The following is an 11,597-nucleotide window of genomic DNA, read 5'->3' on the forward strand; positions in this document are numbered from 1 at the left end:
CGGGCACGAGCACGGCCCGTGGGACTGGACTCCTGAGGTGGCTCACCTCATCGGTGAGGGCGAGAGGCTCGTTGCCGACGCCGTCATGCACTACATCGTCGTCGACGGCGAGCACCGGCGGAAGCTGCGCGCGTTCGTGGAAGTCGATCGCAGCACCATGAGCAGTGAGCGCCTGGCCGTGAAACTGATCGAGTACGCCAGACTGGTTCCAGTACGAAAGTCCAGCCCGTCGGGCGACGCCGGCCGACCTCCACCGGTCCGACGTGGCTCCGCTGGTACCCGGTCTTCCTTCGCGTCCTCTTCGTGCTTACCGGCGCCTCCCGGGCCAGGCTGGGTGACCGAATCAGCGATCTGCAGGCGATGGTCGCTCAGCACCCGCTCGTCGCCGCCCTCGCCCGCGAGGTTCAGCTGGGAGCCGGCGTCCTGGAGGACATCGAGGAGCACGGTCCGTCCGGGTCGGTGTGGGTGCCGTTGACAGGGGGCGAGCCCTGCCCGTGGACCGATCTGTGATGACGTCGTCCATTAGGACCGGGAGGGTGGGGCCTACCGTATTCAGCACTGAGCTGGCTGGTGGGATGGCCAGCGTCACCGGGCTGTATTCCTCCGCTCTGACCTGACCCGGCAGCCTGGTCGGCCCCTGAGCCACCTGCCAGCGCTCCACCAGTACGGCAACGGCGGCAGTCCTGTAAATGGTGCATGGCCCGGTGGGTCGCGGGCGTGCGCTTCGTCAGTACACGCGGTTGGCCACCGGCCCGCCGCGTAGTGCCGGCCGACCGCGCCAGCACCGAGGGATCGACGAACTCCCGGCGGGCCAGGCGCCGCACGATGGCCGGTATGGAGAGGCCAGGGCGCCGGAGCGGCCTCGTGGCGGAGCCACGTGGGCGTTTCGGCACCTCTCCGCCGCGAAGCCGCACGGCTTCGCGGAACCGGCCATCTCCGCTTCCACGCCGGGCAACGCGCCAGGCGCTCCGAGACCGGATAAGCCCAGAGCCGACGTACGCCCGTCGCGTCGCCCAAGACAGTGATTGATACCGCGCGACGGCCTGCGGAACCGACGGAATGTGGCTCGCGCGGTGACGGAATGCCCGGAGGGGAGCAACCGGGCGGCTGCCGCGGATTCAGTCGGCGCTCTTGCTGTGTGGTGGGCTACTGATCTGAAGCTCACGGGCACTCCCCGCCCATAGACCCGGCCACAATGCCCGGCCTCAGCACGTCACCCGGTCAGCCGCACACCGCGCGATACCGGCTGCAAGCAGTACATAACCTGCCTTCATGAGCACTTCACAGATAGCCTCCAAGAAGGCCACTTCACGAATTCACACAGTCAGCGCCGCCCTGGGCATTGCTCTTGCGGTGGGGGCGGCGACAGCCACACCCTCCGTGGCCACGACGCCCGCCCCTCACACCGCCACAAAAGCCGCCCCTGCCCAGCCGAGCACGGCCCAGGCCGACGGCCCCGGCGACGGCGCCGCCGACAACGCCGTCAGCGGCGGCGGCCTCATCGGCGGCGGCGGCGGCGGCGCAGGCGGCGACGGCGGCCTCTGACTGAGGGAACCTCCACGTTCCTACGCGGGAACCCTCACCCCGTGGCGCCGCATTTCAGCAGGTCAGCGAATTCCGTCGGTTCCCCGGCCTGCGTCTCCCCTTTCAGTCGAACTCTCGTGCCAATCGGGTCGTATGCTGCCTTCGCGGTGACCGACACCGTCGCCGAGAACAGGACCGCCTGATGACGCCCGCCCTCATTCCCCCGATCACGGACCCGGATCCATCCGCCATGGCCTGCCCCGGCAGCCTGGTCGGTCCTTGTTCCGGATGTCAGCGCTCCACCCACAAGTACGGCAGCGGCGGCAGCCCTCTTTGCCAGTGGTGCATGGCCCCGGTGATGGAAAAGTGGGGCCCGGGCGTGCGCTTCGTCAGCACGCGCGGCTAGCCGTCGGCCCGCCGTGTACCCGGTCGGGTGAAGCCCGCCCGGGCGCAGAACCTTCTTCGGGCGCCGCGCGTCGTGCTGTGCATGGGACCGATCAGCGAAGCGCATGTGGCGCAGCCGGGGCTGGCCGTGGTGGAGATCGCGGCGTGTGATGACAAGACCGCCCTCGTCGTCCAGGAGCTGTTGGCGGCGCGGTGGGCGACTGCGACGGCGGACCGTACGACCCGGGTAGCGGGTGAGCCCGGCGTCAGGCTGCGCTGCTATCTGGACGTGCGCCAGGAGCTGCCCTCGTAGCCGGACTGGTGCCAGACCGAGCAGGTGCCACAGTGCGCTGACCTGCCGTGGTCGGGGTCATGGTCGGCGACGCCCAGCCCATGGTCGGGCTTGTGGTCGGGCCTGCACCAGGTCCTCTCGGATTGCGGACGGGCGGTCTGGGTGGAAGGCATGGGGGTGTGACGTGGACGCTGCCCGAACCGATGCTCGCTGCCGCTGTCCCCGATCCGGTGCTGCTGCCGGGGTGGGCGGGCGAGCCGAAGTGGGACGGGTGGCGGGCCCTGGTCTCGGTGGAGGCCGGGCGCACCGTTTTGCGCTCGCGTCAGGGCACGGACCTGGTCGCGTCGTTCCCGGAGATTGAAGCCGGGAGCGGGCAGCTGCCGGATGCGACAGCGTTCGACGGGGAGTTGATCGTGTGGGAGTCCGGGCGGCTCGCGTTCGAGCGGCTCCAGGGCCGGCTGCAACGGCGCGGTGCCCACGCGGCCCGGCTCGCTGCGGAGTGGCCCGCCCACTTCGTCGCCTTCGACCTGCTGCGCCTTGAGGGCATCGACACCACACGGTGGCCCTACCGGCGGCGCCGGGCTGCGCTGGAGGACCTGTTCACCGAGCGCACGCTGACGGCGCCGTGGGCGCTGTGCCCGTCGACCACCGACGCGGACACGATCGACGAGTGGCTGACGTGGTCGGCGGTCGGTCTGGAGGGAATCGTCTTCAAGCGGCTGGACAGCAGGTACGAGCCGGTGCGCGGGTGGCGCAAGTACAAGGTGCGCGAGACGCAGGAGGCGATCGTCGGCGCGGTCACCGGACCGCTGACGGGACCGCGGACTCTGCTGTTGGGGCGGTACGACCAGGGCGGGCGACTGCAGTACACCGGCCGCACCACCGCGCTGCCGCAGGCGGCCGGCCGCGCTGTCGCCGGACGGCTGGCCCCTGCCGCGGATGAGCATCCATGGACAGGCTGGACATTCTCCGCCGGGTGGGGCACCAAGGACACCTTGACCGTCACCCTCGTGCGCCCCGAGCTGGTGGTGGAAGTCGGCGTCGACGTCGCCCGGGACAGTGCCGGGCGCTGGCGCCATCCCGTCCGCTGGTACCGGGCCCGCCCGGATCTCTCCCCCGGTGACATTGCCCACTTCGGCAACTCTGCGTAGTACGGGGCCAGTTCCCGTGGATGCGGCCTGAGAGCCTGCTGTACGGCGACCGTCCGATACCGAGGTAGGCCGTGGACCAGACGCGGGCCGGGGCCGGCGAGGACCCGGCCGCTCGCTCAGGGGCCGACGGGCTGGGCGCTCACGCCGGTCGCCATGCAGAACTTCCGGGCACCACGCAGTGTGGTGCTCAGTTTCCGCTGGGTGGCCCGGCTGTCGAGGCGCACGTCGAGGGCGCCAGGAAGTGTGCTGTGTGCCCGCAGGCCCTCGGGCAGCCGGGAGGCGTCGAGACCGTCACGCCTGGCGATGAGGATGCCGAGCTCGTGACGGCTCACAGCGTCGAGCCCTGCGAGATGGTGGATACCGGACGCGTCGCACGACGCGACCTCCAGAAGCGCGGCCGCCAGGTCGGCGACGTGCACGGGGCAGCGCATGTCGTCGGTGAACAGGACGCCGTCGCGGGTGCCGGCGATGAGTTCGTGCACGGCACGCTCATGCACGGAGCGCCCGCCGCCGACGATCAGTGACGTGCGGGCGACAACGGCTCCCGGATACACGGCGAGAATCCCGGTCTCCGCCGCCGCTTTCGCTGCTCCGTAGGAGGTGATGGGATCGGGGAGGCAGGTCTCGTCATAGGTGACTCGGGTGCCGGAGAACACTGCATCGCTGGACACCTGAACGAGGCGGCTTCCGTGCTTCGCCGCCGCCATCGCGAGCCGGACGGGGCCCTGCGCCGTGACCGCCCAGTCGTCCTTGACGCTCGATGTGTTGATGACGAGGCGGGGCCTCACCTCGGCCATGACGGCGTCCAGGCGTCCCGCATCCCGCATCCCGCAAGTCGAGGGGGTACCAGATGGTTTGGGAGGCGTCGCGGGGCTCGGTCGCGCAGTACGTCGCGGCCGTGGTGTGTCCGGCCGCTCTCGCCTGCCGGGTCAGTTCGGCGCCCAGGAAGCCGCTGCCACCGATGATCAACGTTGTCATGGTGCGACACGGTAGACCGGTCCCCGTCAGCAGCGGCGGAGGCTCGGTTCCCGCGTGGGGCGAAGGCGGTCACCCCGAGGTCAGGTGACTGCCTTCGCCAGCCGGGGTTACTTCTGCGGGCGCCAGACGTAGCGGACGTCCGGCTCTCGCTCATCGTTGCGCAGCCCGTCCGTTCGCTCGACCTCGACGAAGCCGTGCCGCTCGTAGAACCGCTGCGCCGGCTCGTTGACCTGGAACGTCCACAGCGCAAGCCCGTCCGGCTGCCTCTGCTTGGCCAGGGACATGAACCGATGCCCAAACACAAGAGCCAGAGCAACCTAACGGAGTCCTACTATCTGATCGAGAAGATCACCGCGATCGGCATCCGCTACGACTTCGGCGCAGGCCCCGACCTGCTCGGCCGCCGCCTGCGCGACATCGACGTGAAACAGGGCCACCTCTACGGTCTGCTGCATCGCGGCCGCGGCCTGCTGCTGGACCGCACCGAACGCCTGACCGTCGGCGGCTGGTCAGACCGCGTCGATTACCTCGCGGATCCCGCTGCGGCACTGGATGCTCCGTGCGTCTTGCTACGCCCCGACGGCCACGTGGCCTGGATCGGCGACGATCAGCAGGACCTGGACGACCACCTCTCCCGCTGGTTCGGCAAGCCCGCCAACTGATATCGCCTGAGCAACCGAAAAGGCCCGCGAGGGGGATCGAACGGCCAGTAGCGACTGACCATCGGAAGGCTGGAGGTAGCTCAGCCCACGCAGGCGGGCGGCCAGGCTGCACGCCGCGCTCTCCGGTGCGACGCAGCCGGCGCCGACACAGCAGGTCGGTGTCCGAGTCGCTGGACTGACTGCGGCTGGAACATCAGACCTGGAGCCACGAACTCCGCTCGTGGCTCCAGGAGCCCCACGACACGGTGGACCTCCAGAGGGAACCGTGATGGCCGAATGCCGTCTGTGCACGGGCGGGTGAACGTCATACGCTGTGCGACCTTCGGGCTCTGGGGGTCTCGTGAACGGTCTCCGTGCAGTCATTGTTCGTGCGGTCGTTGTCTGCCTTGTGATCGCGTGTGCCGCGATGGTGTCGCCGGCCGCGGCTGTGACGCCGAGCTGGTCGGCGCTGCCGGTGCCGGCGGCGGCCCCGCCGGTGACCTTGTCCGATCTCGCCGCCCGCGGGCCGGGCGAGGCGTGGGCGACCGGGTACGAGCACGCCGCCGATGGAGTGCGGCCGATGCTGTACCGGTGGGACGGCACGGCGTGGAGCCGGGACACCACCTTCCCCGGCGCCGGTGAGTCGGGCTGGCTCGGCAAGGTGCAGTTCGTCGGCGGGGAGGTGTGGATCTTCCACAACCGCGACGGGGCGGGAGAGATCCTGCGCCGGTCGGCGGGAGGGTGGAGTGCCGTCCCGCTGCCGCAGACCCTGTGGGTCTACCAGGACTTCGCTGCGGTACCGGGTGCCGCGTGGGTGGTCGGTGAGGACGACACGGGGCTGAAGGTGTTGCACTACGACGGTTCCGGCTGGACCACACAGTCCACCCCGGACGGTGTGTATTTCGTGGCGGGGATCACCGCACGTACCGCCACCGACGCCTGGGCCTGGGCGGACACCAGCGCCGGGACCACCGTCCTGCGCTGGGACGGCACGGTGTGGCGGGACGCGAAGGTGTCGCTGCCGCCCAACAGCAACGTGCACACGATCCTGCTCGAACCCTCCGGCCGGGTCACGATCGGCGGCAGCCAGTACACCGACGGCGTGGCCCGCACCTACCTGATGACCTTCAACGGGCACACCTGGCGCACCACTTACCCACCGCTGGGCGACACCTACACCGAGGCCATGGTGCGCGGCCCGGACGGTGCGCTGTGGCTGCCGGTGCGCAGCGACCGCGCGTTCCAGTCGAAGTACGCACGCGTGGACGGCTCCCGCACCACCTTCTCCTACGGCCCGGAGCGTACGAACGCGATCGACGTCAAACCGCGTGCCCTGGCGAGGGCCGGGTCCGCGCTGCTGTCCTTCGGGACCGTCGAGATCTACGGCTCGAAACCGAACCTGATGAGCGAGCGGCTGGGAGGCTGACCATGGCACGCAGACTTTTCGTCGCGGCCCTCGCGGTCGCCATGACCATCGTGACCCTCATGACCTCGGCCGCGGCGGAAACCGTGTCCTGGCAACACGTTCCGGTCCCGGCACAGGTACGCCCCCAGGCCGGGCTGAACGAGGCCGTGGCGTTCGGGCCGGACCGGGCGTGGGCGGTGGGTGCCGACGCCGTCGGTCGCGAAGCGCCGGGCTTCCCGCTGCTGCTGCGCTGGGACGGAACCGCGTGGCAGCGCCAGAGTCTGCCCGGGATCGGCTGGCAGGGAGAGCTGTTGTCCGTCGCCGCGACCTCACCGACGGCGGTCTGGGCGGTCGGCCGCGACTCCAAGGGCGGCGCCCACCTGCTCCGCTTCGACGGAAAATCCTGGTCGGAGAGCCGGCCGCCGCGCGGTGTCGTACTGACCAAAGTCGTCACCGGTGGCGGTGAGACCTGGCTGATCGGTTCGCGGGACGGTACGCAGGTGTTGCTGCGCCGGGACGGGAGCGGCTGGCGGGACGTGCCGGTGCCGCCGGGAGCCGTGTACGGCCTGCACATCCTGGCGGCCGACGACGTCTGGGCCGCGGGCGACACCGCCTCGGGTGCGGCCGTGTCGCACTGGAACGGGCAGGCGTGGCAGCAGACGATCGTGGACGGGTTCCCGCGGTCGGCCGTGGGCAGTGTGCTGGCGGTCTCGCCGACGGAGGTGTGGGCAGGGGGCACGGCCGGGTTCGTCGGCGGCCCGGTGGGCCGGCCGATTCCGCCGCTGCTGGTCCGCTGGGACGGGCAGGCGTGGGGCCGGGTGACCATGCCCACCGACTTCGGCTCGGTCAGCTCACTGGCGCCCACCCCGTCCGGCGAGCTGGGCTGGGTCGCGGTGTCCCGCTCACAGAAGAGGGACCCGGACAGCTTCCCGCCGTTTGTCCCCGGGCCGGATTTCCTTGCCTGGAACGGGCAGTCGTTCACCGGGTACAGCGAGCCGGCGGTGGCCGGGGAGGGGCGCTCCTCGGTGCTGCGGCTGGCGCCGGTGCCGGGCACGGGGACGGTGTGGTCGGTCGGCCGCGCCGACGGCCCCGAGGGCACCTTCGCCCCACGCATTTTGCGGTTCGGCTGAGACGACGAACGGGACTCCGGGCGACCTGGACAAAGCCCCGTTTCGTGCATGGAACCTCAGCCCCGCGGCACGTACTGCATGCCAGCGCGTACTCGACGCCGTTCGCGTACTCGACGGCCTGGGCCTCGTCCGTGAAGGACTGGACGGTGATGACCGGGCCGAAGACAGCGGCGGAGGACGTACGGGCCGCCGAGGTGGGGTGGGACGCCGTCCACGCCGCCGGTCACCACGCCGAGCTGGAGGTCCGCGGACCCGGCGGCCGACCTCGGGTGAGATTGCTCGATTGGCCTTCTGCGGAACCGTGGTTCCTCGTAGCGTGTCACCCCTGGTGAGGGTGTAGGTACGGAGGGTGGTGCGGGGTGGATCCGATTTCGGTAGCGCTGCTGGCGGCGCTGGCGGGGGGCGCCGGTGGTGAGGTCGGGCGGCAGGCCTGGGCGGGACTGAGCGCGCTGGTGCGGCGCCCGTTCCGGCGCGGCCAGGACGAATCCCCCGATGTTCCGGCGGTGAGCTCCGGGGAGACGGAGCTGGCCGAACTCGAGGAGGCCCCGGCCGATCCGGCCCGGGCGCAGGCGTTGAGTACTGCCTTGGCGGTGCGGGCCACACTGGATACGGACTTCCACAGCGGTCTGCAGCGGTGGTACGAGCAGGCGAAGCTGGTGCGCACCGGCGACGGCGAGGTGCACAACACGATCAGTGGCGGCACCTTCCACGGGCCGGCGCTACAGGGCCGGGATTTCTCCAACGTCTCCTTCACCACCCCGCACCTGCCACCACCGGCTGCCCCCGGGAGTGGTACACCACCGACGCAGGGCTGAACGCCATGGCCGAGGCGGACACGGCTGGCGAGGCCAGCGCGGGCCAGAACGTGTCGAACACGATCAGCGGCGGGGTGTTCTTCCATACGGTGATCCAGGGCCGGGACATCACCGTTGTGCTCCCCCCGGAGGTAAAGCCAGCGCTGTCCGGCCTACAGAAGGCCTCGGCCACCTTCACCGGACGTGACACGCATGTGGAGGAACTGCTCCAGGGCCTGGCCCCCGGCGGCGGGGAGCAGCAGCGGGCAGTGCTGGTAGCGGCGGTGGCCGGGCTGGCCGGGGTCGGCAAGACTGAACTCGTCGTGCAGACCGCTTCCCGAGCGATGAAGAAGCCGGGCTGGTTCCCGGGCGGTGTGCTGTTCGTCGACCTGTTCGGCTACGACATTGAACGCCGCCTCTCCCCGGAGCGGGCACTGGACGGGCTGCTGGCCGCCCTGGGGATGCCCGGTGAGCACATCCCCGCCGACCTGCAGGGCCGAACGCGGTTGTACCGCAGCGTGCTGGCGACTTTCGCCAAGGAGGGCCGGCGCATCCTGGTCATCATCGACAACGCCTCCAGCGCCGAGCAGGCCCGCCCGCTGCTGCCCACCGACGGCACCACCGCAGCCCTGCTCACCTCCCGCCACACGCTGGATGTCGACGCCCGCCTGCACGACCTGGCTGTCCTCGACGAGCCCTCCTCGATCGAGCTGCTCCGCAAGGCTCTGCACCAAGCCCGCGGCCCCGCCGACACCCGCGTGACGGACGATCCCGAAGCAGCCGCAGCCATCGCCCGGCTGTGCGCGGGCCTGCCACTGGCGCTGTGCATCGCCGCCGCCCTGCTCGCTGATGCTCCCACCCGCCCCCTGGCCTCCCTGGCCCAGGACCTTGCAGCGGGGCACTCTCGGCTGGACGAGCTGAGCCGCGAGGAGCGCGCGGTACGCGCCAACTTCGACCTGTCCTACCAGCACCTCGACTACGCCCATGCCCGCCTCTTCCGGCTGCTGCCACTCAACCCCGGACCGGACCTCTCCACCGAAGCCGCCACCCACCTGGCTGATGTCGAGCAGCGGCAGGTCAACAGACTGCTGATGGACCTGGCCCGCGCCCACCTGATCGAACATGGCCACACCTGGGGCCGCTGGCGGCTGCACGACCTGGTCCGCCTCTACGCCGACCAGCACGGACACACCCATGCCGTCACCGACCAGCGTGAGGCCGCCCGCACCCGCCTCTTCACCCACTACAAGACCATCACCGAGGCCGCCAACACCCGCATGGAGACCGTGCCCGGCACCGCTTCACCCCGTTTTCCCGACCGCGCCGCCGCCCTGGCCTGGCTCGACGACGAACGTCCCAACCTCATCGCCACTGCCACCACAGCTCCCACCCTGGGCCACCCGCAGACCAGTACCGAGCTCGCCTCTGCCCTCGGCCGGTACCTCAGCTACCGCCGCTTCTTCGACGACTGGATCACCGTCAACACCCGCGCCTTGGCCGTCTGCCGCGAGCTCCGCGACCGCCGCGGCGAAAGCCGTGCGCTGAACGACCTCGGTATGGCCCTGCGGCAGGTGGGCCAGTTCGAGGAGGCCGTCGACGCCCACACCCAGGCCACCACCATCGACCGCGAATTGAGGGACCGCCACGGCGAAAGCACGGCGCTGGTCAACCTTGGTATCGCCCTGTGTGAGACCGGCCGGTTCGAGGAGGCCATCGACGCCCTCACTCAGGCCACCACCATCTTCCGCGACCTCGGCGACCACCACCGCGCAGGCCTGACGCTCAACAATCTCGGCCGTGTCCTGCGGGAGACCGGCCGGTTTGAGGAGGCCGTCGACGCCCACACCCAGGCCACCACCATCTGCCGCGAATTGAGGGACCGCCACGGCGAAGGGGCGGCACTGGTCAACCTCGGCGTTGCCTTGGTCGGGATGGGCCGGTTCGACGAGGCTGTCGACGCCCACACCCAGGCCACCACCATCTTCCGCGACCTCGGCGACCGCCACAGCGAGGGCCAGGTACTGAACGACCTCGGTATCGCCCTGGAGTGGGGGGGCCGGTTCGAGGAGGCTGTCGACGCCCACACTCAGGCCGCCACCCTCTTCCGCGAGACCGGCGACCGCCGCCGCGAGTGCATAGCGCTGGCCAACCTCGGCGCGGCCCTGGCCGAGGTGCGGCGGTTCGGCGAGGCCATCGACGCTTACACCCAAGTCCTGTTCATTAGCCGCGAATTGAGGGACCGCCACGGCGAAGGGGCGGCACTGGTCAACTTCGGAGTTGCCTTGGTCAGGGTGGGCCGGTTCGACGAGGCCATCGAGGCCCTCACCCTGGCCGCCACCCTCTTCCTCCAACTCGGCGACAACCATAGCGAGGGCATAGCGCTGACCAACCTCGGTATCGTCCTCTGGAAGGTGCGCCGGTTCGATGAAGCCGTTACCGACGGGCGCTGGCTATGGCAGGACGAGCAGAACGACCTCTGACCCGCTGAAGTCTTTCTCTGTCTCGGCGCTACCGGTGTTCCACCCGCGGATTCGAACGACCGCCGTCTCCACAGGTGGAGCTACGAGCTGACACTTCTTGTGGCGGAACGACTGACCTTCTGGTGGCAGCCGCATCACGGCGCACGTCTACCTGTGGAAACGACGTGTGAGGCCCCGCACCGGCGCAGCGGCGCCGGACGGGGCCTCCCTGGCATCGTGGCGCGTCGTGCGCGCCCAGGCCCGCACCACCACGGAGGCCGCCGGACCGGCGGTACGCCGGGTCTGCGGCGGTGCATGCCGTTTCTAAAGCTGGTGGCCTTGGATCCACCAGATGACGAGGCCCACGGAGCCGCTTCCGGCGGCGTAGGCCGCCCCGCGCAGGGCGCTGGAGAGCATGGCATGGCGTCGGCGGCGGACCCATGCTGCGGCGCGAGCCGATCGTTTGGGCTCCTGTGGGCCGCGGGTACGGCGGTTAGTCTTCATGGTGGCGCTTCTCCCTTGTGGATGGGTGTCGAGCGGAGCCCGGTGGGGTCTGGTGGCCTGGAAACCTTCGTCCCCCACCGGGTTCTGTGTGTGCGTCAGTGCTTCCCGGCGAGTTCCTGGATCTGGTCAGGGAGGCGGCTGTCGGGGCGGCAGACGATGCCACCGTCGTCGTGCCGGTGGGCGAGACGCTCGAATCGCTTCTCCAGCCGGCTGGTGGGTACTTCCCGGACCGTGCCGTGCCGGACGCTGTAGTCGGCGAACGACTCCAGACCGTTGATCAGCTCTCTGGTGAACTCCTCGACCGAGCCGTCGAAACCGTCAGGAGCCCGGTCTCG

General features: G+C 70.3%; 8 protein-coding genes and 6 pseudogenes. 9 read left to right on the forward strand and 5 right to left on the reverse strand.

The genetic code is table 11. The features are described 5' to 3' along the window. The 4 genes and pseudogenes from ACFWWR_RS47000 to ACFWWR_RS47015 all read left to right on the forward strand — a co-directional run. A pseudogene (locus tag ACFWWR_RS47000) lies at positions 1-510 on the forward strand (replication-relaxation family protein); the annotation flags it as partial. Between the two features lie 762 nt (positions 511-1,272). Next, positions 1,273-1,545: a hypothetical protein gene (locus tag ACFWWR_RS47005; protein ID WP_384310520.1), complete on the forward strand. Its 273-nt coding sequence runs from the start codon at positions 1,273-1,275 to the stop codon at positions 1,543-1,545. A 466-nt stretch (positions 1,546-2,011) separates the two neighbouring features. Continuing rightward, on the forward strand, positions 2,012-2,221 hold the full coding sequence (locus ACFWWR_RS47010; protein WP_384310521.1) for a DUF6207 family protein: 210 nt from the start codon (positions 2,012-2,014) through the stop codon (positions 2,219-2,221). Positions 2,222-2,379: 158 nt separating this feature from the next. After that, a complete protein-coding gene (locus ACFWWR_RS47015; protein ID WP_384310523.1) occupies positions 2,380-3,351 on the forward strand; it encodes an ATP-dependent DNA ligase in 972 nt (323 codons plus the stop codon). A 116-nt stretch (positions 3,352-3,467) separates the two neighbouring features. Here ACFWWR_RS47015 and ACFWWR_RS47020 read toward each other — a convergent pair. Continuing rightward, a pseudogene (locus ACFWWR_RS47020) lies at positions 3,468-4,329 on the reverse strand (SDR family oxidoreductase). 107 nt (positions 4,330-4,436) lie between these two features. Next, positions 4,437-4,625 (reverse strand): annotated as a pseudogene (locus ACFWWR_RS47025) (GNAT family N-acetyltransferase); the annotation flags it as partial. A gap of 33 nt (positions 4,626-4,658) precedes the next feature. Here ACFWWR_RS47025 and ACFWWR_RS47030 point away from each other — a divergent pair. The 3 genes and pseudogenes from ACFWWR_RS47030 to ACFWWR_RS47040 form a co-directional block, all read left to right on the forward strand. Continuing rightward, positions 4,659-4,991 (forward strand): annotated as a pseudogene (locus ACFWWR_RS47030) (monooxygenase); the annotation flags it as partial. 406 nt (positions 4,992-5,397) lie between these two features. Further along, the gene (locus ACFWWR_RS47035) at positions 5,398-6,396 is read left to right on the forward strand and encodes a hypothetical protein (protein WP_384310525.1); all 999 of its coding nucleotides are present in this window, start codon (positions 5,398-5,400) and stop codon (positions 6,394-6,396) included. Between the two features lie 2 nt (positions 6,397-6,398). Continuing rightward, a complete protein-coding gene (locus ACFWWR_RS47040) occupies positions 6,399-7,505 on the forward strand; it encodes a hypothetical protein (protein WP_384310526.1) in 1,107 nt (368 codons plus the stop codon). 73 nt (positions 7,506-7,578) lie between these two features. On the opposite strand, the pseudogene ACFWWR_RS47045 reads toward ACFWWR_RS47040, so the two are convergent. After that, a pseudogene (locus ACFWWR_RS47045) lies at positions 7,579-7,686 on the reverse strand (aldehyde dehydrogenase family protein); the annotation flags it as partial. A gap of 178 nt (positions 7,687-7,864) precedes the next feature. On the opposite strand from ACFWWR_RS47045, the gene ACFWWR_RS47050 reads away from it, so the two are divergent. Further along, positions 7,865-8,320 carry a hypothetical protein gene (locus ACFWWR_RS47050; protein ID WP_384310527.1) on the forward strand — a complete coding sequence of 152 codons (456 nt, stop codon included), beginning with the start codon at positions 7,865-7,867 and terminating at the stop codon, positions 8,318-8,320. A 5-nt stretch (positions 8,321-8,325) separates the two neighbouring features. Next, positions 8,326-10,779: a tetratricopeptide repeat protein gene (locus ACFWWR_RS47055; protein ID WP_384310529.1), complete on the forward strand. Its 2,454-nt coding sequence runs from the start codon at positions 8,326-8,328 to the stop codon at positions 10,777-10,779. 303 nt (positions 10,780-11,082) lie between these two features. Here ACFWWR_RS47055 and ACFWWR_RS47060 read toward each other — a convergent pair whose 3' ends face one another. Both ACFWWR_RS47060 and ACFWWR_RS47065 read right to left on the reverse strand, forming a co-directional pair. Next, positions 11,083-11,262 carry a hypothetical protein gene (locus ACFWWR_RS47060; RefSeq protein ID WP_384310530.1) on the reverse strand — a complete coding sequence of 60 codons (180 nt, stop codon included), beginning with the start codon at positions 11,260-11,262 and terminating at the stop codon, positions 11,083-11,085. A gap of 95 nt (positions 11,263-11,357) precedes the next feature. Further along, a pseudogene (locus ACFWWR_RS47065) lies at positions 11,358-11,597 on the reverse strand (hypothetical protein); the annotation flags it as partial.

The sequence above is a fragment of the Streptomyces sp. NPDC058678 genome (assembly GCF_042714835.1).
GTDB lineage: Bacteria > Actinomycetota > Actinomycetes > Streptomycetales > Streptomycetaceae > Streptomyces.